Origin of the sequence: Sporosarcina sp. FSL W7-1349 (assembly GCF_038003045.1) — a bacterium.
Taxonomy (GTDB): domain Bacteria; phylum Bacillota; class Bacilli; order Bacillales_A; family Planococcaceae; genus Sporosarcina.
Genome location: NZ_JBBOOK010000001.1, coordinates 447,897 through 473,070 on the forward strand (window position 1 = coordinate 447,897; position 25,174 = coordinate 473,070).

Genomic DNA, 25,174 nt, shown 5'->3' on the forward strand with positions numbered 1-25,174 from the left:
GAGCAATGCAACGAACACATTATTGCGGTAAATTATCGGAACAACAAATTGGAGAAAAAGTGACATTGAAAGGTTGGGTGCAAAGACGTCGGGACCTGGGCGGACTCATTTTCGTCGATGTCCGGGACCGGACAGGAATCGTTCAAGCAGTATTCAATCCGGACTTCTCCGAAGAGGCCCATGCAATTGCAGATAAGCTTCGAAATGAATATGTCGTCGAGTTGACAGGCAAGGTCATCGAGCGGGAAGAGGAAACAAAGAACCCGAACTTGGAAACTGGGGAAATCGAAATTCAGGTGACAGAGCTGCACATTATCAATGAAGCGAAAAACCCGCCGTTCATGATTGAAGACGAAACTGATGTGGGCGAAGAAACCCGTTTGAAATACCGGTATCTTGATTTGCGCCGTCCTCAATTAGCGAAGACTTTCAAAATGCGCTCTGACATTACCAAAACAGTACGCAATTTCTTGGATGACGAAGGGTTCCTGGAAGTGGAAACCCCGATTTTGACCAAATCGACTCCGGAAGGCGCACGTGACTATCTCGTACCAAGTCGTGTGCATGAAGGGGAATTTTATGCGCTTCCGCAATCCCCGCAATTGTTCAAGCAATTGCTGATGGTTTCGGGATTTGACCGTTATTATCAAATCGCACGCTGTTTCCGGGATGAAGACCTCCGTGCCGACCGTCAGCCGGAATTCACTCAAATCGATATGGAGATGAGCTTCCTGTCGATGGAAGAAATCTTGGAAATGAACGAACGTCTCATGCAGAAAATCATGAAAGATGTGAAAGGGATCGATATTGAAATCCCGTTCAAACGACTGCCTTATGATGAAGCGATGGCTCGGTACGGTTCCGACAAGCCGGATACACGTTTCGGCCTGGAATTGATTGACGTCTCAGAAGTGGTAAAAGAAACTGAGATGAAAGTGTTCGCCAACGCAATCGAAGCAGGTGGTCAAGTAAAGCTGATCAACGTGAAGGGGGCGGCGGATCGCTACACCCGGAAGGAAATCGACGGATTTGCCGAGTACGCCGCCGTGTATGGAGCGAAAGGGTTAGCTTGGTTGAAAGTTGACGAAGAAGGGATGAAAGGGCCGATCGCGAAGTTCTTCCAAGGGGAAGAAGGGGAAGCATTGCGTTCAGCGGCAGAAGCAGAAGCGGGGGATCTCCTGCTATTCGTAGCGGATAAGAAATCGGTTGTCGCGGATGCCCTTGGAGCCCTTCGTTTGAAATTCGGTAAAGAGCTCGGTTTGATTGATGAATCCACATTTGATTTCCTATGGATTACGGACTGGCCGTTATTCGAATACGACGAGGAAGATGGCCGCTATTATGCGGCGCACCATCCATTCACGAGACCTTCCGACGTCGACGAACTTGTGAATAGCCCGGAAACTGTCAAAGCGCAAGCTTATGACCTTGTATTGAACGGCTATGAGCTGGGCGGCGGATCGCTCCGGATCTATGAACGGGATGTCCAAGAGAAAATGTTCAATGCGCTCGGCTTCTCGGACGAACAAGCAAGAGAGCAATTCGGATTCCTTCTTGATGCTTTTGACTACGGGACACCTCCACACGGCGGAATCGCTTTCGGTCTGGACCGGATTGTCATGATTTTGGCAGGTTCAACAAACTTGCGGGATACGATCGCATTCCCGAAAACCGCAAGTGCCAGTGATCTGCTTACAGCCGCTCCGGATGCAGTCGATCCTGCACAACTTGCAGAACTCGGTATCCAAATCGCATCGAAGAAGAAATGATTTTGTCGAAATTTGAAGACTGCCACAAAAAAACCTTCTAGTAAAAATGTTGAATCGAATTTGGATATATGATAGGATACAGATAATACAAATCCTGAAGTGTTCGTCATTTGCTAATCAGTTTTGACCGAACATCTTAATCGTCGGGAGTCTGCATTCCGGTTAAGATGACATGCCCATCACTGGGACGTCAGAAGAATCGGATAGGACACCCACCTGCTGAGTGCGGGTTCAAAACGATACTTCAAAGACGGCACATTCGGGATTTGCCTTTATTCTTCATTTATAATGTTAAACATGATAGCCCCTCTGTTCGCGGAGGGGCTTTTTAATGGGAAAAAGTGAAAATGGTGCCAGGCACCAAAACTATTCGGAAGATTCTGGTTTATTTGCGTGCCTGGCATAAAAAATGAGAGGTGGATACAAGTTGTTACATCAATTTTCGAGAAATGAATTAGCTATCGGGACCGAAGGAGTCCGGCGCATGAAAGAAACGACCGTCGCCATTCTCGGTGTCGGCGGAGTTGGCTCGTTTGCCGCCGAAGCCTGTGCTAGGAGTGGGATCGGCCGGATTATCCTCGTCGATAAAGATGATGTCGATATTACGAATGTCAATCGCCAGCTCGTTGCTTACCTTTCCACAGTTGGCCGTTCCAAGTCAGAAGTTATGAAGGAACGAATCGCCGATATTAATCCGGAGTGCGAAGTGATTGACCTTCATATGTTTTACACGGAAGAGACGGCAGACGAGTTTTTCAGCTATAAGCCGGACTATGTCATTGACGCCTCCGATACGATCAGCTATAAAATCCACCTCATTACCCAATGTGTGGCGCGTGGAGTTAAAATCATTTCCAGTATGGGCGCTGCGAACAAATTGGATCCGACCCGTTTCCGGATTGCGGATATTTCCAAGACTCATACCGATCCGATTGCCAAAGTGATCCGGCTTAAATTGCGGAAGGCCGGTATCCGAAAAGGGGTTCCTGTCGTGTTTTCGGATGAAAGTCCGATTGTCGTCCGCGAAGACGTCGTTCAAACGGTCGGAAAGCCGGATGCAGCCATTCGGAAAGCAAAAATGCCGCCTGCTTCCAATGCGTTCGTTCCATCGGTTGCCGGCCTTGTCTGCGCGAGCTGGGTTATGAATGATATCGTGAAAGATCTTCATATTGAGCGTGTGAAAGATAAAGCATAAATAATATTATTATGTAAACCTTGCATATAAAACGTGAGGGACTCTATTCATGTCATTGAGGAAGGCTCTTGACAATTCCAACTTCTGATGTATGATGTAGTAAAATAAAGAATAGTCCAGCAGCAATGCTGAGAAGAACGAAGACGAAGGGCTAGTATGTGGACAAATGGCGTGTCAGAGAGCGGGATTTATGAGCTGGAAGATTCCGTCACTGCCAATCTGCAGAACCTGCCTTCGGAGTCCTATGCAAAACATAGGCGTGATTCCCGACGTTAACGGGAGCAAGGGGGATGCATCGTTTTGGCGCATCCAATGATGGTGGTACCGCGGAAGTAAAGCTCTTTCGTCCTGATCAATTCAGGACGGATGGGCTTTTTTTATTATTAGATATTATTATTAGGTATATGGTAGGGGATAGTGAGATGAGTAAACAACGGGTTGTCGTAAAAATAGGAAGCAGTTCGTTAACGAATGATAGGGGAGAGATCGATAACACGAAGTTTGATGATCATATCCAAGCTTTGGCGGCGCTGCGCCAGGCGGGACATGAAGTGATCGTTGTCTCGTCAGGTGCTGTAGCGGCAGGCTTTGCGGCGCTCGGATACCCGGCCAGACCGGTTACCCTTAAAGGGCGGCAGGCGGCAGCGGCAGTCGGGCAAAGCCTTCTTGTACAATCCTATATCGAAAAATTCCGGCCTTACAGACTCGTTCCCGCCCAGATTTTATTGACGAGGAGCGATTTCGCCAACCGGGAAAGATACCGGAATGCTTTTGCGACGATGACGGAATTGTTGGAACGGGGAATGATTCCGATCATTAATGAAAATGACACTGTTTCGGTCGATGAGTTGACATTCGGGGACAATGATATGCTGTCTGCGCTCGTGAGCGGGTTCCTTCATGCCGATCAGCTCATCATCTTAACGGATATCAACGGGATCTATAGTGCGAACCCCCGGACGAATCCGCTCGCGCAGCGATACGACATTTTGGATGATATTTCCGAAGCCTTGTTGGCGGGGGCTGATGAAAACGGCTCGAAAGTGGGGACGGGCGGCATGCGGTCGAAATTGCTCGCCGCTAGAACAGCTCATTCCCTCGGAGTTCCGATTTTCATAGGAACCGGCAGCGGTCCGGAAAAATTAATCGAAATACTAGATGGAAAAGGGGATGGGACGTATATCTCCAATCCTGCCAATGCGACAATCAATACAAGTCGGCAATGGATTGCACTCCACTCCGAGTCGGCGGGGAAATTATTCGTCGATCAGGGTGCAGAAGACGCTATCCTTTGCAACGGAAAAAGCTTGCTGCCGGCCGGTGTCTTCAAGGTGAAAGGCACTTTCCAAAAAGGAGATGTCGTTGAAGTGTATGGAGTAGGCGGCTTGCTTGGAAAAGGGGTCGTCACGTATTCATCCGATGAATTGAAGGAAACGATTGAAAAACGGAATCGGGAACGATTGGGGGATGTACTTTCCCCGACAATTGAAGTGATTCATAGGGATCGCTGGGTTCCCCAGATGTAAGGGTTAGTTGAAAAGAATATGGAGGGATAATAATGAGTGCAGTCATAGTAAGCGAAGTTCAATTGAAAGGGAAAGCGGCCAAGGAAGCAAGTTATGTCATGGTCGATGTATCCACGGAAGAAAAGAATAGGGCATTGGAATTGATTGCCGGGCAATTGCTGAAAGACCAGGAACTCTTGCTTGCGGAAAATAAGAAAGATTTGCTGGACGGGCGGGCGGCAGGTTTGACGGATGCTGTCTTGGATCGGATTTTATTGAATGAACAACGTATCCAAGATATGTCGGATGCCATCCGGTTACTAATTGATCTGAAGGATCCGATCGGGGAAACATTGGAGAAGATTACGAAGGAAAACGGGTTGAACATCGAAAAGAAACGGGTTCCTCTTGGAGTGATCGGCATGATCTACGAGGCTCGTCCGAACGTGACTGTCGATGCGGCGACACTTGCATTAAAAACTGGAAACGCAGTGATTTTGCGTGGAAGTTCATCCGCGAAATATTCCAATCAGGCGTTGGTCCGATCGATCCATACGGCCTTGGCACAAAGCGAAATTCCAACGGATGCCATCCAATTGCTGGAGGACACTAGCCGGGAAACGGCGAAGGAATTGTTCCAGTTAAACGAATATCTGGATGTCCTGATTCCACGAGGAGGAAAACAGCTGATCGAGACGGTCATCCGGGAATCGACAGTGCCTGTCATCGAAACAGGGGCGGGAAACTGTCATATTTACGTAGACGAAGCGGCTCAGCAAAATATGGCGGAAACGATCGTGTTAAATGCCAAAACTCAGCGTCCATCTGTATGTAATGCAATTGAAACCGTACTCGTTCATAACAAATGGTTCACAAACCACGGCAAGGCACTTGTTTCTGCGCTTCAGGAAAAAGGTGTGGAAGTATATGGCGATGAAACAGTCCGTCAAGCATGCCCGGACGTGAAAAGTGTGGAGGAGACGGATTGGGCTTTCGAATTTTTAGGGTTGTCCGTCCGCATCAAATGTGTGGGCGATGTCTTTGAAGCAATCGACCATATCCACCAATACGGCACGAAACATTCCGAAGCAATCATCACGGATGACGAAGCGACAGCCGCGGCCTTCCTGAACCGCGTAGACGCGGCAGCGGTCTATCACAATGCGTCCACGCGCTTTACCGATGGATTCGAATTTGGATATGGCGCGGAAATCGGCATCAGCACCCAGAAACTGCATGCCCGCGGACCAATGGGGCTAAACGCATTGACATCCAGCAAGTTTGTCATCACCGGCACCGGCCAAGTCCGAGGGTAAGATTCATATACTTGTTCGATTGCCCCTTCACCGTCACGATTGACGGGAAGGGGTTTTTTTGTGCTTTTTTCTATATAGAATGAACAAATGATTTGTATTCGAACTCTTAGTTGCTTGGAGTGGAAGGCGGCGACTCCTGCGGGGTGAAGCACGAATGGTGAGACTCCGCAGGAAAAGCCGTTACGGAGAACGGCTTTTGCGCCAAAAAGCGAAGCGTTTGGCAGCAGCCTTTGTTTCCATAAAAGGTGTAGTTTGAAAAAGAAGGATGCCTTAATTTCTGCAAAATACGCAGAAACACGGCAAATCGAACCCTTCGCAGTTCGATTGACTCACCCGCGCCCCGCGGAAAGCGTCCGCCTTCTTCTGTCACTGCGCTTACGTCGCAAACAAAATTTGAAACGGAAAGCAACGGCTTGTTGGCTATGTATATTTCCATAAATCGCCCCTAACACATCCGGAGTATCCGTCAATAAACAACCTCACCGTGACATCGGTTTTAAAATAAAGTAAAATGAGTGTATTGTTCGTAGAAAGGAAGTTTCAAATTGAAAAGTATGCTCAAGTTCATGATGCTTGGAGTGCTTCTTCTCGCAGTGGCGGGATGCACTCAAGTGAAAGCCAACAAAAGCTTGACCGCGAAAGATGTCTTTGAAAAATCAATGGAGGCTTCCAGCGATCTGAAGGATGTCCAAGCCCATTTTGCCATCGAAAATCTATCGGCGCCAGTCGATCCGGAACAGAAAAAAACAACAAAATATGACATCCAATCAGTTTACACTTCTCAGCCGTCCCTCCTTCATCAAATTGTCCGTATTTCACAAACTGGAACCGAACCGGGGGATGTGGAATTATACCGCATTGATGATCGTCTATTCGGTAAGGACGGGAAGGAGTCGGAGTGGGAAGAAGTCCCTTTCCTTTTGACGGAGACATTCGGGTCGATCTATCGATATATCAATCCGGCAATGGATCTTTCTTTATTCGAAAACTTCAAGGATGAGTTTGAATTGGAACCGGCCGATTATGGATATGCACTGACGTTGACTATGACGAAAGATCAATTCGAGCAGTTCAGCCAGCAGCTGGGGCCAGAATATGGCGGGGCATTTCAAGATGACAAGGCGTTTCTATTAGTGGAACGGCTGGATTTTGAAATTGTAGTGGACCGCAATACCTTTTTTGTGACGGATTTCAAAATGTTGACCGATACAACCACTTATGTCGGCCGTGACTCTCACCGGACACGACATAAAGTCAATGCGACCTATAGCTATTTCAATGATGTCGATGCGATTCAGGTACCGGAGAAAATCCGGAACCTTACGAAATAAAGTTTTTAAAGTTCCGAATTTCGACGAAAACGAACAGAATTACCATCTTGTGTAAAGAGGCAAACATGATACAATCAAACCAAATAGGTCTATTCTCATAATCTAAGCCTAGTAACTTTGGTACAAATGGAATTGAATTGAGAGGAATGAACGCGATGTCACAGCAGACGAATATTTTATTGGAAAGCGGTACAAACGAGTTGGAAATCATCGAATTCGAGATGGGGAACAACCGGTACGGCATCAATGTCATCAAAGTAAAAGAGATCATCATGCCGATGAAAGTCACGCCGATCCCACATGCCAACCCGGCCGTCGAAGGCATCATCCAACTGCGCGGGGAAGTGTTGCCGGTCATCAATATGGAGAGAGTGCTGGGCATGCCGCCGTCTTCCAACAAAAGCGATGAAAAATATATCGTCGCCGCATTCAATAAGACGCAAGTCGTGTTCCATGTTCATAATGTGACACAGATACATCGGATTTCGTGGGACCAAATCGAAAAACCATCCGATATCTACTCTGCCGAATCTTCACAAGTCATCGGCGTCATCAAACGGGGCAGCGATATGTTGCTGCTGCTCGATTTCGAGAAAATCATTTTGGATATCAGCCCGGAGACCGGTATTCGGATCGATCAAGTGAAAAAATTGGGCAAACGGGAACGCTCCGATAAACGGCTCGTTTGTGCCGAGGATTCACCGCTTCTTCGAAAATTGCTCGACAATACACTAAAAGAAGCTGGATACGTCAATCTGGAGTTTTTTGAAAATGGAAAAGATGCACTGGATTATTTGGAAAGCATCGTGGCAAGCGGCAAAAAAGTGACAGACGAGGTCCAATTGGTGATCACGGATATCGAGATGCCCCAAATGGATGGACATCATTTCACGAAAAGGATCCGGGACAATGCAGACTTGGCAACTCTGCCAGTCATCATTTTCTCATCTCTCATTACGGATGATCTGAAACATAAAGGGGAAAGCGTCGGCGCAAATGACCAGGTAAGTAAACCTGAAATCGCTGAACTCGTTTTGAAGATCGATCAATATATTTTATAAGGAAACAGGAGGCAATCCGAGAACTCGGAACGCCTCCTGTTTTCGTCTAACTTATGAGTCTGTAAATAGCATCCTAATCAGGCGTGCCCTAGGTACTAAAGGTCTCGAATGCTTTTGTAGGATGCGAGTCAGCCAGCCCCAGACTTAGACTACGAATCTCAATAAACAGGCAGCGCGCACATTTGTTCATTTCCGGAAGTTTTTCAGCCTGTCATAAATGGCGGCCAATCTTTTTTCCTCCCCGGCATTTACAGGGGAATAAAACTCCACGTTTTGGATGGCGTCGGGCAAATATTGCTGGTCGATCCAGCCACCGAAGGAACCGATCGGCGTGTCATGTGGATATTGGTAACCGGCATGCCCGAGTTCAGCTGCTCCCGCGTAATGAGTATCCCGCAGATGCAGCGGAATATCTCCGGTTTGTCCTTTATGTATGGCGTTGATGGCCGCATCGACTGCTTTGTAGGCGGAGTTCGATTTGGACGCGAGGCACATCTCGATGACTGCGTTGGCCAGCGGAATGCGGGCTTCTGGCATGCCGAGGCGTACGGCCGCTTCCGTTGCCGCCAAGACACGGGGCGCTACTTCCGGGGAAGCGAGGCCGACATCTTCATAGGCCATGACGAGCATCCTTCTGCAAACCGCGACGAGGTCCCCCGTTTCCAAAAGATTGGCGAGGTAGAAGATGGCCGCATTGACGTCGCTCCCTCGTACCGATTTTTGGAGAGCGGATAATAGATTATAAAAATGAGAGCCTTTCTTATCCCCGAACAGGCCGACCCGTCCGATCAGATTATCGACGAGCCAATCTTCCACAATCGTTTTCCCGTCCTCTTCATCGCTGGCATTGACGACAGATTCCAGGACTGTCAGCGCTTTTCTTGCGTCCCCGTTGACTCCTTCCGCAATTTTCCGAAGCTGTTCGTCGGAAATGACGATTTCCATCTTGCCCAAGCCACGGTCTGGATCCGCTAATGCGCGTTCCAATAATCCCAATACGTCGTCAGGTTCCAGCCGGGATAATTGTTTGATTTCCCCGCATCGTGAACGGATGGCCGGGTTGACGTCATGGAATGGATTTTCAGTCGTTGCCCCGATGAGGGTGATGGCGCCATTTTCGACATGGGGCAATAACGTATCTTGTTGTAATTTATTGAAACGGTGGATTTCATCTAAAAATAGCAGGACTTTTCCGGTGATCCGCGCTTCTGCCACGACATCCTCGACGTCTTTCTTCCCGGACGTCGTTGCATTCAATGCGATGAAGGGAAGTCCGCTCGTGCCGGCAATTGCATGGGCGAGTGACGTCTTTCCGATTCCCGGCTCTCCGTAAAGTAGCATAGAAGGGACATGGCTGTTCTTGATCATCCGGTAGAGGGCCGTGTCGGGGCCGATAATTTGCTGTTGACCGGCGATTTCATCGATATTCTTCGGCCGCATCCGAAAGGCCAACGGTTCATTATGCAATATGATCACTCCTCGTACGTCTGTTCCTTCATTATACATATTCATTTAGTAAATATCATTTTCAGCAGGTTTTCGCTCTCTTATGCTATACTATTTTGAAGTGAAAGCATAAAAAAGGGCGGGGGATTTATTATGAAAATTTCAACTAAAGGACGTTACGGATTGACAGTTGTCGTCGAGCTAGGGGCGAAATATGGACAGGGACCTGTACCGCTCCGGAAAATAGCGGAGGAGCAGAACTTGTCCGAAGCCTATTTGGAGCAACTGATCCCACCATTACGGAACAACCGAATCGTCAAAAGTGTCAGAGGGGCTTATGGTGGCTACATGCTGGCCAAGGAGCCAGAAGAGATTACAGCGGGTGACGTTATCCGCATTTTGGAGGGGCCAATCCAAGTCGTCGAAGGATTGGATGAAACGGATATTCCTCAACAGGAATTATGGAAGCGGATCGGGGACGCGGTCCGGGATGTGTTGGATAAGACGACAATCCGAGATCTGATGGAATCCGAGAATGAGCCGATCAGCGACGGCTATATGTTCTATATTTAAGAAGGAGTATTGGAAATGAACTCAATTTATTTAGACCATGCGGCCACAACTCCGGTCCATCCAAAAGTCGGGGCAGTGTATGTGGAAATGCTGGAAACTGCATTTGGCAATCCTTCCAGCATCCATGGCTACGGCCGGGAAGCGCGGAAACTGCTGGATGAATCGCGGAAAGTGTTAGCTGCTTCCATCCATGCTCAGCCTACCGAAATCATATTCACTTCAGGTGGGACGGAAGCCGACAATATAGCGATTTTTGGGACGGCTGCCGTAATGAAAGAGGCGGGCAATCATATTATCACGACAACTGTCGAACATCCTGCCGTTTTGGAATCATGCAAACGATTGGAAGAACAAGGGTATGACGTCACCTATTTAGAGGTGAATGAAAAAGGGCAAATCGATGTGCGGCAAGTGCAGGAGGCATTGACAGACAAGACGATCTTGGTGTCAATCATGTTCGGGAATAACGAGGTGGGCACGATCCAACCGATCCGGGAAATCGGAGAGGTTTTGAAAAATCATCAAGCGATTTTTCATACCGATGCGGTCCAAGCTTATGGAATCGTACCACTCCATGTGGATGAACTGGGAGTCGATCTGTTATCCGTAACTGCTCATAAATTGAATGGTCCGAAAGGGATCGGTTTCCTCTATCAACGGAAAGGGCTGAAAACGGCCCCGCTCCTATTCGGGGGAGGACAGGAGAGGAAACGGAGGGCCGGCACGGAAAACCTACCGGCTGTTGCGGCTTTTGCGGAAGCCGTTTCCATTGCACAAGAGTCCATGGAAGACAACCGCAAGAAGTATGGGAACTACGCTCAGATCCTTAAAACGATCCTGGATGAAAAAGAAGTGGCGTATGAAGAGAATGCAGCCGAGGTAGATAAGCTGCCTCATATACTCAACATTAGCTTTCCTGGAACAGATATCGAGTCATTGCTTGTAAACTTGGATATGGCCGGTATCGCGGTTTCCAGCGGTTCGGCTTGTTCTGCCGGCTCCTTGGATCCGTCTCATGTATTGACGGCCATGTTCGGCGAAGGCTCCCCAAAATTACGCAATGCTGTCCGTTTCAGCTTCGGTTTGGGACTGGATGAGGAAGCGATACGGGAAGCGGCTGTTAAAACGGCCGATATCGTAAACCGACTTGTGAAATGAATGAAAAAAGGATGAAAAACATATGAGAACTTCAAAAGCTCCGGCTGATACCCGTGTCGTCGTCGGCATGTCGGGCGGCGTCGATTCATCAGTCGCGGCATTACTATTAAAAGAACAAGGGTATGACGTCATCGGCATTTTCATGAAAAACTGGGATGACACCGATGAATTCGGCGTCTGTACTGCGACCGAAGATTATGAGGATGTTATCAGCGTCTGTAACGAAATCGGCATCCCGTACTATGCCGTCAACTTTGAAAAGCAATATTGGGATAAAGTGTTCACCTACTTCCTGGAAGAATACAAAGCAGGGCGCACGCCGAATCCCGATGTCATGTGCAATAAGGAAATCAAATTCAAGGCATTCCTGGATCACGCGATGAGCCTAGGTGCTGATTATTTGGCGACGGGCCATTATGCCCAAGTCGTCGAAGCGGAAGGCGGCGTTGCCATGCTCCGCGGAAAAGACACAAATAAGGATCAGACATACTTTTTGAATCAACTAAGCCAAGAGCAGCTGCAAAAAGTGATGTTCCCGATCGGTCATTTGGACAAGAGCGATGTCCGTAAAAAAGCGGAGGAAGCGGGGTTGACGACTGCCTCGAAAAAAGATTCCACCGGCATCTGCTTCATCGGTGAACGGAATTTCAAGGAATTCCTTGGCCAATATCTGCCGGCACAACCCGGGGAAATGCAGACGATGGAAGGGAAGACAGTCGGACGCCATGATGGCTTGATGTATTATACGATTGGGCAGCGGCATGGGCTCGGCATCGGTGGGGCAGGGGATCCTTGGTTCGTCTTAGGAAAGGATCTTGAGCGAAACGTCCTGCTCGTCGGCCAGAATTTCCATAACGATGCACTTTATTCGGACAGTTTGACCGCTATCAACATCAGTTTCGCTACAGCGCGCGAGCTGCCGGAAACGTTCGAGTGCACGGCGAAATTCCGTTATCGGCAGCCGGATACGAAAGTGACGGTTGAAATGACCGGGGACAAAGAGGCACTTGTCCACTTTGCTGAACCGGTACGCGCCATTACACCGGGACAAGCAGTCGTCTTTTATGATGGGGAAGAATGCCTCGGCGGCGGGACAATCGATACGGTCATCAAAAATGGGCACCAGCTCGATTATGTCGGATAAGGGGAATGCGTAATGAAATACAATGAAATCGGGATCGCCGCCTTACAGGACGGTGAGCTGGAAAAAGCAGTGGAATCTTTCATGAAAGCAGTGGAGGAGCGACCTGAAGATCCGGTCGGCTATATCAACTTGGGCAATGTTTTTGCATCGCTCGGGGATATCGAAAAAGCCGAGCCGTTCTTCCAAAAAGCAATTACCTTGGACGAAGAGGCGGGGACCGCCTATTACGGGCTTGCAAACCTGTATTACAATGCGGAGCGATACGCCGAAGCAGCGACATTGTATGAGAAGGCGGTTCGCCAGGGCGTGGAGGACGCGGATGCGTACTTCATGCTCGGAAAAAGCTTGGAGCGCTCATCCAACGATAAATTGGCATTGCCTTATTTGCAAAGAGCGGCGGAACTGGCGCCGCGGGATTTGGAAATCCGATTATCCTATGGAATCCTTCTTGCGAAGCTGGAATTGTTTGTTGAAGCCGCAGATGAATTTCGTTTCGTTCTGGAACTGGACGAGGAAAATGCAGATGCTCATTACAATTTAGGCATTGTCTATGCCGTCTCGACGAATCGGAAAGAGGATGCGCTCCGTCATCTGGAACAAGCCTTTACAATCGAACCGGACCATATGGAAGCGCGAAATATTTTTAACATGATTCAGCAAAACCAATAGTGCATCTGATGCTGGGGCGTTCTATACAGGATGTCTTAATTTCTGCGAATTGCGTAGAAATACGGCAAATCGAACCACTCGCAGTTCGCTTAGCTGAAGTGTAAGAAAGGAGGGAAGATGGAGATGAGTGGAGAGACGGAGGAAATCTTCTTGAGGGGGCGCCCGGTCGTCACCATCTTCCATAATCCCGATAACCTATTCACGATCCTGAAACTGAAAGTCCGTGAAACGAATTGCGGTTATTCTGAGAAAGAGATCATCGTGAAAGGGAACTTCCCACAATTGAATGAGGATGAAGAATACCGTTTCACAGGCGGGCTCGTCACTCATCCATCCTACGGCTTGCAATTTGACGTCTGGACCTTCGAGAAGGAGATGCCGTCCACCGAGACCGGCCTGATCCATTACTTATCGGGCGATCTTTTTCCGGGCATCGGATTGAAGACGGCGGATACAATCGTGAAGAAACTGGGCAAAGACGCCATCAAGAAAATCATGAACGATCCGTCTGTCCTCGACACGATTCCCCGTCTATCGGACGAGCGGAAAGAGACGCTGGTGACAGTATTGCAACAGAATATGGGGATGGAACGGACGATCATTCAGTTGAATGAATGGGGTTTCGGACCCCAGATCAGCATGCGGATCTATCAGACATACCGGGAAGAGTCCATCGAATTGTTAAATGAAAATCCATATCGCCTGATCGAGGAAGTGGAAGGCGTCGGTTTCCAACGGGCGGATGAGCTCGGAAAAAATCTCGGAATTACAGGTGCTCATCCTTCCAGGGTCAAAGCGGCGATCCTCCATTCAATGAACCAATCTGTGCAAGCGGCGGGCCATGTCTATTTGGAGGCGAAAGAGGTTTTACCCGACGTCAAACGCATCTTGGAAATGAGCCAGCCGATCGATATCCCGTTCAAAACGATCTCACAAGCGATCATCGAGCTTGTAGAGGAAAGCAAATTGTCTGCGGAAGGCAGGAAATTGTATATTCCCTCCCTTTACTTCTCCGAGCTCGGCATCGCATCGAAAATGGCCCGTATCATGGAAAATGAGGTGGCGGACCAATTCCCAGCTTCCGAGATCAGGAAAGCTGTCGGAGAAGTCGAAGAACGTCTCGGGGTCAATTATGCAGAAACGCAAGTGTCGGCGATTGAGACGGCTCTTCATTCTCCCGTGATGATCTTGACGGGCGGACCGGGGACCGGGAAGACGACGGTCATCCGAGGTCTTGTTGAAGTGTACGCGGAACTGCACGGGCTTTCATTGGACCCGAAAGAGTATGCGAAAAAGAAGGAGCCCTTCCCGATCGTGCTGGCGGCTCCGACTGGACGGGCGGCGAAAAGGATGTCCGAATCGACCGGTCTGCCTGCCATGACGATCCACCGGCTGCTCGGTTTCACCGGGCAGGAGAAGGAAGAAGAAGTGGAGCGGGAGGTGGAAGGCCGCCTGATCATCATCGATGAAATGTCGATGGTCGATACGTGGCTGGCCCACCAACTGTTAAAGGCGTTGCCGGATGATGTCCAATTGCTGTTTGTCGGGGACCAAGATCAGTTGCCGCCCGTAGGCCCAGGTCAAGTGCTTCGGGATTTATTGGAGTCCGGCAAAGTCCCTGTCGTGGAATTGACGGAGATCTATCGGCAAAGCGCAGGGTCGACTATTATCGAAATGGCTCATATGATCAAACGTTCCGAATGGTCCGGAGATATTGCTGCGAAGACATCCGATCGTTCGTTCATCAAAGCGGATAGCGAACGGATTTTGGAAGTCGTCGAGCAGGTCATTTCCAACGCCCTATCAAAAGGGCATGCAATCAAGGATATACAAGTTCTAGCCCCGATGTACAAAGGCCCCGCCGGCATCGACGGCTTGAATAAAATGATACAGGAAATGGTCAATCCTCCCGCTCCCGACCGGAAAGAGGTCGTGTTTGGAGACGCGGTCTACCGGGTCGGGGATAAGGTCCTTCAACTGGTCAACCAACCGGAGAGCAATGTGTTCAATGGTGATATGGGTGAAGTGATCGCCATCATCAAAGCGAAAGAAACGATCGATAAAAAAGAGCTGCTCGTCGTCTCCTATGATGGGATCGAGGTGACGTACGAGCGGAGCGACCTGACCCAGATCACCCTTGCCTATTGCTGTTCCATCCATAAATCGCAAGGCAGCGAATTTCCAATCGTCATTATGCCGGTCGTCCGCAGCCATCGTAAAATGCTTCGCAGGAACCTGTTATACACAGGCATCACCCGTGCTAAGAATTTCTTGATCCTCTGCGGGGAGCCGGAAGAATTCAAGATGGGAATCTTCCGTACAGATGAAATGCAGCGGCAAACGACACTCAAGGAAAGGCTGAATGGGGATTCGGTTATCGAACAGGAGACCGAGCAGCTAGATGCGGAGCCGAAAGCCGAAGAAGCGGATATGTCAGAACCGAAGGAATATAAGCTTACCGCTGAAAACTTCATCTCCATCGACCCGATGATCGGCATGCAAGGCATCACGCCTTATGCTTTCCTTGAAGAGTAAGGTCATTCGTGGATTGACATCACGCTCAAACTTATCTATAATCCAGATATTCATAAGAAATTCGATGACGGAGAAAGTACGCATGCTTTGGCTTGTGCAGAAAGAGGCCCCTAGGCTGGAAGGGCTTCCTTGCCGATATGACGGAAAGCTACTCCTGAGTGCAGCTCATCCCTGCCGTTTCGCCGCGTTAAGGCTTCCAAAGAGATCGGCGATAATATCTTTGCCGATAAGTAGGGTGGTACCGCGAGATGAAAATCCTCGCCCCTTGTATACGAGGGGGAGGATTTTTTTATTGCCGAAAAATCGTTCTACAATATTCATAAATTGGAGGGTTACAAAATGAAAAACTTCACATCTGCAGAAATACGCAATCTTTTCTTGGAATACTTCAAGCAGCATGGGCATAGTGTAGAGCCATCCGCACCGCTTGTCCCAATCGACGATCCGTCTTTGCTGTGGATCAATAGCGGTGTCGCGACTTTGAAAAAGTATTTTGATGGACGAGTCATCCCGGACAATCCACGGATCGTCAATGCCCAAAAATCGATCCGGACAAATGATATCGAGAACGTTGGAAAAACGGCACGGCACCATACGTTCTTTGAGATGCTCGGGAATTTTTCCATCGGGGACTATTTCAAGGAAGAAGCTATCATCCGTGCATGGGATTTCTTGACAAACGAAAAATGGATCGGCTTTGACCCGGAACTGCTATCGGTTACCGTCCATCCGGAAGATGAAGAGGCCTATGCGATTTGGCGCGATCAAATCGGCATTCCGGAAGAACGCATCATCCGCTTGGAAGGGAACTTCTGGGACATCGGGGAAGGCCCGAGTGGACCGAACTCTGAGATTTTCTACGACCGGGGCCCATCCTATGGGGATGATTTTTCCGATCCGGAACTATATCCGGGCGGGGAGAATGAGCGTTATCTGGAAATCTGGAACCTCGTCTTCTCAGAATTCAACCATAATCCTGATCATACGTACACGCCGCTTCCGAAGAAGAACATCGATACAGGAATGGGGCTGGAGCGGATCGTATCGGTCATTCAAGACGTGCCGACGAATTTTGACACGGACCTGTTCATGCCGATCATGTATGCCATCGAAAAGACATCCGGCGTGAAGTACGGAGAGAATCAAGAGAAGGATACGGCGTTCAAAGTGATTGCCGACCATATTCGCACCGTGGCTTTCGCGATCGGTGACGGAGCTTTGCCGTCCAATGAAGGGCGCGGCTATGTCCTCCGCAGATTGTTGCGCCGGGCAGTCCGCTTTGCTAAGCAGCTGGGAATCGAAAAACCGTTCATGTATAATCTTGTGCCGGTCGTCGGCGAGATCATGGACGATTTTTATCCGGATGTGAAAGAGAAACAAGAATTCATTATGAAAGTCATTAAAAACGAGGAAGACCGTTTCCATGAAACATTGACGGAAGGAATGGCCATCCTCTCGGGTGTCATCGAAAAATCAAAAGCGAACGGTACATCCATCGTTCCTGGAGCGGATGCGTTCCGCCTCTACGACACATATGGCTTCCCGTTCGAATTGACGGAGGAATTTGCAGAAGAAGCAGGGGTGACTGTCGACCGGGAAGGCTTCGAGACTGAGATGGAGAACCAGCGGAACCGCGCACGTGCCGCCCGCCAAGATGTCGATTCGATGCACGTCCAATCCGGTGTGCTCGGGGAAATCCACGAGTCCAGTGAATTCATCGGATATGATCAACTGTCCTGCGAAGCAACCGTGCTTGTGCTCTTGCAGGATGGTAACACCGCCGATCAGGCAGCTGAAGGGGCGGAAGTCCAATTCATACTGGATCGGACACCATTCTATGCGGAAAGCGGCGGCCAGGTGGCGGACAAGGGAACTGTTGTCGGTGAAACGTTCGTAGCCGATGTCAAAGACGTCCAAAAAGCACCGAATGGCCAAAACCTGCATACTGCTGTCATCCGTTCCGGTGAAATGACGGCAGGGGTAGCAGTCCGGGCGGAAGTCGATGAACAGGCTAGGAAGCTGATCATCCGCAACCATACTGCGACGCATTTGCTCCATAAAGCGTTGAAAGAAGCGCTCGGGGAGCATGTCAATCAGGCAGGTTCTTATGTTGGCCCGGATCGGCTCCGTTTCGACTTCTCCCATTTCGGACAAGTGACGAAAGAAGAACTTGAGAAAATCGAACAGATGGTCAACGAAAAGATTTGGGATGACATCCATGTCGATATTTCTCAAAAACCGATTGACGAAGCGAAAAAAATGGGCGCAATGGCATTATTCGGAGAGAAATACGGGGCGGTCGTCCGCGTCGTGACAGTCGGCGATTATTCCCTCGAACTTTGTGGAGGCTGCCACGTACCTTCCACAGGTTTCATCGGCCTGTTCAAGATCGTTTCTGAAGGGGGAATCGGTGCAGGGACACGCCGGATCGAAGCGGTCACTGGTCAACAGGCATACCGTTCATTCAAGGAAGAGGAAGCGAAGTTGAACGAGGCGGCAGTTCTATTGAAAACGAATCCGAAAGACATCCTGACAAAGATCGGCACCGTCCTATCCGACATGAAAGACTTGCAGCGTGAAAACGAATCGCTGTCCGCCAAACTCGGCAATAGCCAGCTGGATGATGTGTTGGCAACGGCCCAGCAAGTCGGAGAAGTCACCGTCATTGCGAGCCGTGTCGATGTCAAAGACAATAATGGTCTGCGTCAAATGATGGATGAAATGAAACAGAAAGTGAAGTCGGGCGTCATCGTCCTAGGGGCGGCGGCAGACGGAAAAGTGATGCTCATTGCCGGGGTGACAGAAGATTTGAAATCCGGGAACTATCATGCTGGTAAACTCGTCAATCATGTAGCGGCACAATGTGACGGCAAAGGCGGAGGCCGGCCGGATATGGCGATGGCAGGAGCGAAAGATGTTTCCAAGCTTGATGCTGCTCTCCAATCCGTGTATGATTATGTCAAATCCGTTTAACGGGAATGAAAGATTGGGTATACTAAATCAGATGGCCTGAAAGTGGGGTGGGTATCGAACATGGATTCATACGACAAAACGATGAAGTTCAACTTTCCAGAAGAGTCGATGAAGGATGAGGTCAAAGAAGTGATGCTCCATGTGTATAAGGCACTGGATGACAAAGGGTACAATCCGATCAACCAGATAGTCGGCTATCTACTGTCGGGCGATCCGGCCTATATCCCCCGGCATGAAGAAGCGCGCAACAAAATTCGGAAGCTGGAGCGGGATGAGATTCTCGAGGAACTCGTCAAGTTTTATATCCGTGAAAACGGAGGGACGTCGGATTGAGGACAATGGGATTGGATGTCGGGACCAAAACGGTCGGCATTGCGATCAGTGATGCTTTGGGATGGACAGCCCAAGGGGTCGAGACGATGAAGATCGATGAAAATGCCGGCCAGTTCGGCATGGAAAGAATTGAACAACTCGTTTCCGAATATGGCGTAAACGAATTCGTTGTTGGTTACCCTAAAAACATGAATAATACAATCGGCCCCCGCGGCGAAGCATGTGAAAACTACGCCCGCTTGCTGGAAGAAAAGTTTGGACTCCCCGTAAAGCTATGGGATGAACGCCTATCGACGATGGCAGCGGAACGGATGTTGATCGAAGCGGATGTCAGCCGGAAAAAAAGGAAGACGGTCATTGATAAGATGGCAGCTGTCCTAATTTTGCAAGGATATCTTGACTCAAAAAATTGAAGAGGTGAGCGAATTGGATCATGGACAAGAAACGATGACCATCGTGGACGAGCAAGGAAATGAACATGTCTGCGAAGTGATTTTTACATTCGAATCAGAAGAATATGGAAAATCTTACGTCCTATATCACGTGCTGGGAGAGGAAGAATCAGAAGACGGGGACATTGAAATCCACGCATCTGCTTTCATCCCGACGGAAGACGGCGAAGATGGCGAGTTATTCCCAATTGAAAACGACGAGGAATGGGAAATGGTCGAAGAAATGCTGAACACGTTCCTTGCTGAAGAGGAAGAAGAGTGATCCATATGCGCTCGGACGGGACGGTAACCACCGCCCCGTCTTTTCTTCGTCGTTAGGAAATGATTAGAACAACCTGCTATTAGAAAATAGAGAGTTATGTAGAACGATCAAATGATTTGTTGATTAGAAACGCTGCAGCTGCTTGGAGTGTAAGGCGGCGACTCCTGCGGGGTGAAGCGCGAATGGTGAGACCCCGCAGGAAAAGCCGTTACGAAGAACGGCTTTTGCGCCAAAAAGCGAAGCGTTTGGCAGCAGCTTTTTACTCCGAAAGAATGTAGCGTTGGCAATGCTGGATGCCTTAATTTCTGCAAAGTGCTCAGAAATACAGCCAATCGAACCCTTCGCTGTTCGATTGGCTCACCCGCGCCCGGCGTAAAGCGTCCGCCTGCTCCTGTCGCTACGCTTTCGTCGCAAACAAAATTTGAAACGGAAAGCAGCGGGCTGTTGGTTGAAACCGTTTCTAGAGTTCGTTTTATATAGTTCTGCAAATGAAAGAGGTGAGCCTGTATGGAAAATGGATCGAAAAAAGATGTCATGTTGGAGCGGATGAGAGAAAAGAAGAAAGAAGTGAGAGTCGTCAGGAAAATTGTCTTTATCATTACATCCATTCTTCTTTTCATCGGTTTGGTCGGCGGCTTTTTCGGATACCGTTATATCAAGGGGGCGCTTCAACCCGTTGATCCGGATTCGGAAGAAGTGATCGAAGTCGTCATCCCGATTGGTTCCGGCGTCGACACGATTGCAACCGAACTTCAGAAAAAAGGAATCATCAAAAATGCCAAGCTCTTCAAGTATTATGCAAAATTCAACAATGAATCCCAGTTCCAGGCAGGTACATACGGATTGACGAAAGCGATGACACCGGATGAATTAATCCGCAGCTTGAAAACCGGTAAAGTCTATCGGACACCTGTGTTCGCAATGACAGTGCCCGAGGGATTGACCGTCCAGCAAATTGCTGGCATCGTGGAGAAAAAGGCGGGCATACCGGCGGATGAATTCCTGACCTACATAAATGCGGAGTCCACTATCCATCGGTTGATGGCCAAGTATCCGCAAGTGTTGACGGAGGAAATCCAAGGGGAGCAGATCAAATATCCTTTGGAAGGCTATCTCTTCCCTGCAACCTATCCGTTTTACGAGGAAGATCCTTCAATTGAAACGATCGTCGATGCGATGGTCCAGGCCACCGCCGCGAATGTGACCCCTTATTACGATTATTTGGAGACAGAAGGGAAGTCGGTTCATTGGCTGCTGACGTTCGCTTCCTTGCTAGAGAAGGAAGCCACTGCCCAATCGGACCGTGAAACGATTGCGAGTGTATTTTATAACCGGATGGAAATCGAAATGCCGTTGCAAACGGACCCGACTGTGCTATATTCGCTTGGGGAGCATAAGGACCGGGTGCTCTATGCCGACTTGGAAATTGATGACCCGTACAATACGTATAAACATAAAGGGTTGCCTCCAGGCCCGATTGCGGGTGCGGGCAAGGCGTCCATCGAAGCGGTGATTGACCCTTCCACTACGGATTATTTATACTTCTTGGCGGATAAGAACGGAACGAATCATTTCACCAAATCATACGAGGAACACTTGAAAAATCGGGACCTCTATCTTTCGGGTGACTGATTGCCCAAGAAACGCATGAGGATTGGAGGGGACATATTGGAAGATTATTTACGCTATATTGAGAGTTTGCAAAAAAAGGAAGATGCCCTCTTCAGCCGGATGGAGTACTATGCGGAAGAGTATCGAGTCCCCATCATGGATCGGCTGGGCATCGAGACGTTCCTCGGCCTCCTGTGCATCCAACAGCCGAAATCCATTTTGGAGATAGGAAGCGCGATTGGCTATTCGGCCCTGCGTATTGCGACGGCACTAAAAGACACGACAATCGTCACGATTGAACGTGATTCCGACCGCTTTTCGAAAGCTGTCGAATATATTGGAGAGAGCGATGCGGGGAGCCGTATCGTGATTCTGGAAGCAGATGCCCTAGAAACGGAAGCGGAAGAAATTTTTAGCCGGCAGTACGATGCTTTATTCATAGATGCGGCGAAAGGACAATACAAACGGTTCTTCGAAAAGTATGAGCCGACAGTGAAATCGGGCGGAGTAATTTATTGTGATAATATGTTCATGCATGGTATGGTGCTACTGGAAGACGGGGAAGTGCCGAAGCGTAACCGTACGATGATCCGCAAGCTGAAAGAGTTTACGCAATGGATGTATGCACATCCAGGATTTGAAACTTCCTTGCTGCCGGTCGGGGACGGTATTTTGATAGCGGTAAAGCGATAGTCGGCCGTGTAAGGAGAAAAGCATTCGGGCGACGACAAGGAGCGAACTCAGATGAAACAGAGAAAGCCTCTCGTAATTGGAATAGCAGGCGGGTCCGGTTCCGGAAAGACGAGCGTCACCCATGCCATTTATGATGTCTTCAAGAAGCATTCCGTCGTTGTCATCGAACAGGATTATTATTATAAGGACCAGACCCATCTTGAGTTTGACCAGCGCCTCGGCGTGAATTATGACCATCCTTTGGCATTCGACACGGATTTGCTGATCGAACATATGGACCGTCTATTACAACGCGAGTCGATTGAAAAACCTGTTTATGACTATGCGCTTCATACTCGTTCGACAGAAACGATGCTGATTGAACCGAAAGATGTCATCATCCTGGAAGGGATCCTTGTCCTGGAGGATGAACGGCTGCGTGACTTGATGGATATTAAATTGTTCGTCGACACGGATGCGGATTTGCGCATCATCCGCCGGATCCTCCGTGATTTGAATGAGAGGGGACGGTCAATTGATTCGGTCATCGAGCAATATTTGACCGTCGTCCGGCCGATGCACAACCAATTCATCGAACCGACGAAACGATATGCCGATATCATCATTCCGGAAGGCGGACAAAACGCGGTGGCCATCGACCTGATGGTTACCAAAATAAAAACAATTCTTGAATCTGGAACGGATATATAATATGATGTTGTCATCATTATATACAGATGAACACTATGTCACATACCTGTCAAAGGAGTGGCATAGTATTTTTATTGAACAGGATTATGAGGAGTGTTGTCTAATGATCACAGAAAAGAAATTTCCAATGACCGCTTCAGGCAAGGAAAAGCTTGAAGAAGAATTACAGTATTTAAAAACAGTGAAACGGAAAGAAGTCGTAGAACGCATCAAAATCGCCCGCAGTTACGGCGACCTTTCCGAGAACTCGGAATATGATTCCGCGAAAGAAGACCAGGCGTTTGTAGAAGGGAAGATTTCATCTCTGGAATCGATGATCCGAAACGCAGTCATCATTACCGAAGACGAGTTGAATACCGACGAAGTGCAGCTTGGTAAAACGGTTACATTCAAGGAATTGCCGGATGGCGATGAAGAAACTTACACAATTGTCGGCTCTGCGGAGGCCAATCCGATGGAAGGTCTGATCTCCAATGATTCGCCGATTGCCAAAGGCTTGATCGGCCGGAAAAAAGGCGACGAAGTGAAAATCATGACTCCGGGCGGAGAGATGGCAGTCGAAATTTTGGAAATCAAGTAACACGGCATAGGACCGCCTTCCGTGGAGGGCGGTTTTTGTTTTTGATTCGATGAAACTCTCTGATTCTTACAACGTCCAATACATAGGAATACGGCAGTAGACATGAAATGGAGTTGAATGTGGATGAAAGAGCGGGAACCTGACTTTTCCAGGACAAGCCGAAAGCGGAGACGGAGCAAGTCCAACAACATTTTGAATGCTTTGATCGGACTTGTTGTCGTACTCATTATCATTACAGCAAGCATTATATTCACCGGCAATAAAGGCGAGGAGCAAGCCGAACCGGAAGAGGATGCGCTGACGGACAGCGGGCAGGAAGAGACGGAGGAGCAGCAGGACACAGATTTGGTGCTGGAAGACCAAGCGGATGAAGAAGAGGCCGAAACTCCGACAGTCGAATCGGATCGGTCGGAAACAGCGCAACCTCCGGCGGATTCCACACAAGGCCAAAATAATGGGAGTACGTCTCAGCGGGAAGAGACAACATTGAAACCCGCCGAAAAAGAAGAAAAAGCAGACGAAGGCGGAAAGGTGACATACGCCAAACCAGATGATCCGGTCATTGCCGAGACGATCGTCAATAGTTCATGGAAGCCGATCGGCACGACACAGACTGGGGATCATGTTTCCCAGTATGACGGAGAATCCGTGGACTGGCAGGAGAAAAAACAAGCGATCGCCTATTCGACCGGCATTCCGGAAGAGTCGCTGATCTACTGGAAGATCAAAAACGGCGGAAGCCCACAAAAGTCGGTCGGCATCGTTTCCACGAAAGACAAGTCGGAGAAATATCAAGTGCACTTGGAATGGGTGGATGGCGAAGGTTGGAAGCCGGTTCAAATGGATGTTTTGAACACTTTGGAATTTGAGTACTAAAATGTATGAGGAATGGCGGAGGGATTTCATGAAAATCGCGGTAATCGGAGCAATGGAGCAAGAAGTGGAACTGTTGCGGGAGGAAATTGACAATGCACAAACGACTGTCATTGCCGACTGTGAATTTATCGAGGGAGAAGTCGGAGGACGCTCGGTCATCCTCGTGAAAAGTGGGATCGGGAAAGTGAATGCGGCGATTGCTACGACATTGTTATTGGATAATTATAAACCGAATGTCGTCCTGAATACCGGTTCGGCCGGCGGGTTTGACGATCGTTTGGAGGTCGGCACTGTTGTCATTTCAGATGAAGTGCGTCACCATGACGTGGATGTGACGGCTTTTGGATACGAACATGGCCAAGTGCCGGGACTTCCCGCAGCATACGAATCCGATGAGCGGTTGATCCAAATCGCCCGGGAAGCGGTCGAGGAAATCGGGGAACACCAACATGCCACGGGATTGATCGCATCTGGAGATACGTTCATGAGCAACCTGGACCATGTGGAAGCTGTGAAAGGACATTTCCCTTCCATGATTGCTGGGGAAATGGAGGCAGCCGCGGTGGCTCAAGTCTGCCATCGCTTCGGAACCCCCTTCGTAGTCATCCGGGCGCTTTCCGATATAGCCGGGAAGGACTCGTCCATCAGCTTTGATGAATTCTTGCCGATTGCAGCCCGCCATTCAACGGATATCGTTTTGAAAGCCATCTCGAAATTATAAACTTTTCATGGTAAGATAGACGTAGATGGTCAATTTCACTTAGTTTTGAGGAGGGAATCTGGACTATGCTATTTTTGATGGCAGGTGTATTCGTAGTTACGACAATCCTTGCAGCAGTCATTCTGCGTGAGGTCAGTGCGGACTGAAGATCGAACAATATGATGAGGCGTTTCCGAGGCCGGGACCACTCCCGCAAGGAAACGCCTTTTACTTGTTCAATTGTGGCGGTATATTTGGATCCAAACGATGCCAATAGAGGGTCTGATAGGTCATAAGTCAAC

Annotated in this window: 22 protein-coding genes, 1 other RNA gene and 1 pseudogene; 22 read left to right on the plus strand and 2 right to left on the minus strand. The window is 48.9% G+C overall.

The features are described from left to right. Positions 1 to 5 precede the first annotated feature (5 nt). From aspS to MKY41_RS02195, 5 genes are all read left to right on the plus strand, one after another. Complete coding sequence (gene aspS, locus MKY41_RS02175; RefSeq protein WP_340743489.1) at positions 6 to 1,769, plus strand: aspartate--tRNA ligase; 1,764 nt, start codon at positions 6 to 8, stop codon at positions 1,767 to 1,769. Positions 1,770 to 1,857: 88 nt separating this feature from the next. Continuing rightward, positions 1,858 to 2,039: non-coding RNA, 6S RNA (gene ssrS / locus MKY41_RS02180), on the plus strand. A gap of 157 nt (positions 2,040 to 2,196) precedes the next feature. After that, positions 2,197 to 2,964, plus strand: coding sequence for a tRNA threonylcarbamoyladenosine dehydratase (locus MKY41_RS02185; RefSeq protein ID WP_340743490.1), 768 nt, complete (start codon positions 2,197 to 2,199; stop codon positions 2,962 to 2,964). Positions 2,965 to 3,386: 422 nt separating this feature from the next. After that, a complete protein-coding gene (proB, locus tag MKY41_RS02190) occupies positions 3,387 to 4,490 on the plus strand; it encodes a glutamate 5-kinase (RefSeq protein WP_340743491.1) in 1,104 nt (367 codons plus the stop codon). A 32-nt stretch (positions 4,491 to 4,522) separates the two neighbouring features. Beyond that, a complete protein-coding gene (locus MKY41_RS02195) occupies positions 4,523 to 5,785 on the plus strand; it encodes a glutamate-5-semialdehyde dehydrogenase (RefSeq protein ID WP_340743492.1) in 1,263 nt (420 codons plus the stop codon). 106 nt (positions 5,786 to 5,891) lie between these two features. Here MKY41_RS02195 and MKY41_RS02200 read toward each other — a convergent pair whose 3' ends face one another. Beyond that, entirely contained in the window at positions 5,892 to 6,221 is a 330-nt protein-coding gene (locus MKY41_RS02200) for a hypothetical protein (protein WP_340743493.1), read from the minus strand. A gap of 118 nt (positions 6,222 to 6,339) precedes the next feature. On the opposite strand from MKY41_RS02200, the gene MKY41_RS02205 reads away from it, so the two are divergent. Continuing rightward, positions 6,340 to 7,116 (plus strand): DUF6612 family protein, encoded by a 777-nt coding sequence (locus tag MKY41_RS02205; protein WP_340745608.1) that lies wholly within the window; start codon positions 6,340 to 6,342, stop codon positions 7,114 to 7,116. Positions 7,117 to 7,271: 155 nt separating this feature from the next. Continuing rightward, positions 7,272 to 8,177 carry a chemotaxis protein gene (locus MKY41_RS02210; protein ID WP_340743494.1) on the plus strand — a complete coding sequence of 302 codons (906 nt, stop codon included), beginning with the start codon at positions 7,272 to 7,274 and terminating at the stop codon, positions 8,175 to 8,177. A gap of 186 nt (positions 8,178 to 8,363) precedes the next feature. Here MKY41_RS02210 and MKY41_RS02215 read toward each other — a convergent pair whose 3' ends face one another. After that, positions 8,364 to 9,644 carry a replication-associated recombination protein A gene (locus MKY41_RS02215; protein WP_340743495.1) on the minus strand — a complete coding sequence of 427 codons (1,281 nt, stop codon included), beginning with the start codon at positions 9,642 to 9,644 and terminating at the stop codon, positions 8,364 to 8,366. A 132-nt stretch (positions 9,645 to 9,776) separates the two neighbouring features. On the opposite strand from MKY41_RS02215, the gene cymR reads away from it, so the two are divergent. The 15 genes and pseudogenes from cymR (at position 9,777) to mtnN (ending at position 24,893) form a co-directional block, all read left to right on the plus strand. Continuing rightward, the gene (gene cymR / locus MKY41_RS02220) at positions 9,777 to 10,196 is read left to right on the plus strand and encodes a cysteine metabolism transcriptional regulator CymR (protein WP_041075304.1); all 420 of its coding nucleotides are present in this window, start codon (positions 9,777 to 9,779) and stop codon (positions 10,194 to 10,196) included. 15 nt (positions 10,197 to 10,211) lie between these two features. Then, entirely contained in the window at positions 10,212 to 11,354 is a 1,143-nt protein-coding gene (locus MKY41_RS02225; RefSeq protein WP_340743496.1) for a cysteine desulfurase family protein, read from the plus strand. A 22-nt stretch (positions 11,355 to 11,376) separates the two neighbouring features. Beyond that, entirely contained in the window at positions 11,377 to 12,498 is a 1,122-nt protein-coding gene (gene mnmA / locus MKY41_RS02230; RefSeq protein ID WP_340743497.1) for a tRNA 2-thiouridine(34) synthase MnmA, read from the plus strand. A gap of 12 nt (positions 12,499 to 12,510) precedes the next feature. Next, positions 12,511 to 13,167: a tetratricopeptide repeat protein gene (locus tag MKY41_RS02235; protein ID WP_340743498.1), complete on the plus strand. Its 657-nt coding sequence runs from the start codon at positions 12,511 to 12,513 to the stop codon at positions 13,165 to 13,167. A gap of 123 nt (positions 13,168 to 13,290) precedes the next feature. Continuing rightward, the gene (gene recD2, locus MKY41_RS02240; protein ID WP_340743499.1) at positions 13,291 to 15,702 is read left to right on the plus strand and encodes an SF1B family DNA helicase RecD2; all 2,412 of its coding nucleotides are present in this window, start codon (positions 13,291 to 13,293) and stop codon (positions 15,700 to 15,702) included. 339 nt (positions 15,703 to 16,041) lie between these two features. Next, positions 16,042 to 18,675, plus strand: coding sequence for an alanine--tRNA ligase (alaS, locus tag MKY41_RS02245; RefSeq protein ID WP_340743500.1), 2,634 nt, complete (start codon positions 16,042 to 16,044; stop codon positions 18,673 to 18,675). Between the two features lie 60 nt (positions 18,676 to 18,735). Further along, positions 18,736 to 19,008: an IreB family regulatory phosphoprotein gene (locus MKY41_RS02250; protein ID WP_340743501.1), complete on the plus strand. Its 273-nt coding sequence runs from the start codon at positions 18,736 to 18,738 to the stop codon at positions 19,006 to 19,008. After that, positions 19,005 to 19,421 (plus strand): Holliday junction resolvase RuvX, encoded by a 417-nt coding sequence (gene ruvX / locus MKY41_RS02255; protein WP_041075297.1) that lies wholly within the window; start codon positions 19,005 to 19,007, stop codon positions 19,419 to 19,421. Before MKY41_RS02250 ends, ruvX begins: the two co-directional genes overlap by 4 nt. 13 nt (positions 19,422 to 19,434) lie before the next feature. Next, positions 19,435 to 19,722, plus strand: a complete 288-nt coding sequence (locus MKY41_RS02260) for a DUF1292 domain-containing protein (RefSeq protein WP_340743502.1) — start codon at positions 19,435 to 19,437, stop codon at positions 19,720 to 19,722. A gap of 507 nt (positions 19,723 to 20,229) precedes the next feature. Further along, positions 20,230 to 21,354 (plus strand): endolytic transglycosylase MltG, encoded by a 1,125-nt coding sequence (gene mltG / locus MKY41_RS02265; protein WP_340743503.1) that lies wholly within the window; start codon positions 20,230 to 20,232, stop codon positions 21,352 to 21,354. 36 nt (positions 21,355 to 21,390) lie between these two features. Beyond that, positions 21,391 to 22,026 carry an O-methyltransferase gene (locus MKY41_RS02270; RefSeq protein WP_340743504.1) on the plus strand — a complete coding sequence of 212 codons (636 nt, stop codon included), beginning with the start codon at positions 21,391 to 21,393 and terminating at the stop codon, positions 22,024 to 22,026. Between the two features lie 48 nt (positions 22,027 to 22,074). Then, a pseudogene (gene udk / locus MKY41_RS02275) lies at positions 22,075 to 22,716 on the plus strand (uridine kinase); the annotation flags it as partial. 103 nt (positions 22,717 to 22,819) lie between these two features. Further along, entirely contained in the window at positions 22,820 to 23,296 is a 477-nt protein-coding gene (gene greA / locus MKY41_RS02280) for a transcription elongation factor GreA (protein WP_041075292.1), read from the plus strand. Between the two features lie 123 nt (positions 23,297 to 23,419). Next, the gene (locus MKY41_RS02285; RefSeq protein WP_340743505.1) at positions 23,420 to 24,172 is read left to right on the plus strand and encodes a YrrS family protein; all 753 of its coding nucleotides are present in this window, start codon (positions 23,420 to 23,422) and stop codon (positions 24,170 to 24,172) included. Positions 24,173 to 24,200: 28 nt separating this feature from the next. Then, a complete protein-coding gene (gene mtnN, locus MKY41_RS02290; protein ID WP_340743506.1) occupies positions 24,201 to 24,893 on the plus strand; it encodes a 5'-methylthioadenosine/S-adenosylhomocysteine nucleosidase in 693 nt (230 codons plus the stop codon). Positions 24,894 to 25,174 lie beyond the last annotated feature (281 nt).

Coding starts and splice junctions, on each gene's coding strand:
- aspS (WP_340743489.1), top strand. CDS start 6: ATGCAACGAACACATTATTGCGGTAAATTATCGGAACAACAAATTGGA.
- proB (WP_340743491.1), top strand. CDS start 3,387: ATGAGTAAACAACGGGTTGTCGTAAAAATAGGAAGCAGTTCGTTAACG.
- MKY41_RS02195 (WP_340743492.1), top strand. CDS start 4,523: ATGAGTGCAGTCATAGTAAGCGAAGTTCAATTGAAAGGGAAAGCGGCC.
- MKY41_RS02200 (WP_340743493.1), bottom strand. CDS start 6,221: ATGGAAATATACATAGCCAACAAGCCGTTGCTTTCCGTTTCAAATTTT.
- MKY41_RS02205 (WP_340745608.1), top strand. CDS start 6,340: ATGCTCAAGTTCATGATGCTTGGAGTGCTTCTTCTCGCAGTGGCGGGA.
- MKY41_RS02210 (WP_340743494.1), top strand. CDS start 7,272: ATGTCACAGCAGACGAATATTTTATTGGAAAGCGGTACAAACGAGTTG.
- cymR (WP_041075304.1), top strand. CDS start 9,777: ATGAAAATTTCAACTAAAGGACGTTACGGATTGACAGTTGTCGTCGAG.
- MKY41_RS02225 (WP_340743496.1), top strand. CDS start 10,212: ATGAACTCAATTTATTTAGACCATGCGGCCACAACTCCGGTCCATCCA.
- mnmA (WP_340743497.1), top strand. CDS start 11,377: ATGAGAACTTCAAAAGCTCCGGCTGATACCCGTGTCGTCGTCGGCATG.
- MKY41_RS02235 (WP_340743498.1), top strand. CDS start 12,511: ATGAAATACAATGAAATCGGGATCGCCGCCTTACAGGACGGTGAGCTG.
- recD2 (WP_340743499.1), top strand. CDS start 13,291: ATGAGTGGAGAGACGGAGGAAATCTTCTTGAGGGGGCGCCCGGTCGTC.
- alaS (WP_340743500.1), top strand. CDS start 16,042: ATGAAAAACTTCACATCTGCAGAAATACGCAATCTTTTCTTGGAATAC.
- MKY41_RS02250 (WP_340743501.1), top strand. CDS start 18,736: ATGGATTCATACGACAAAACGATGAAGTTCAACTTTCCAGAAGAGTCG.
- mltG (WP_340743503.1), top strand. CDS start 20,230: ATGGAAAATGGATCGAAAAAAGATGTCATGTTGGAGCGGATGAGAGAA.
- greA (WP_041075292.1), top strand. CDS start 22,820: ATGATCACAGAAAAGAAATTTCCAATGACCGCTTCAGGCAAGGAAAAG.
- MKY41_RS02285 (WP_340743505.1), top strand. CDS start 23,420: ATGAAAGAGCGGGAACCTGACTTTTCCAGGACAAGCCGAAAGCGGAGA.
- mtnN (WP_340743506.1), top strand. CDS start 24,201: ATGAAAATCGCGGTAATCGGAGCAATGGAGCAAGAAGTGGAACTGTTG.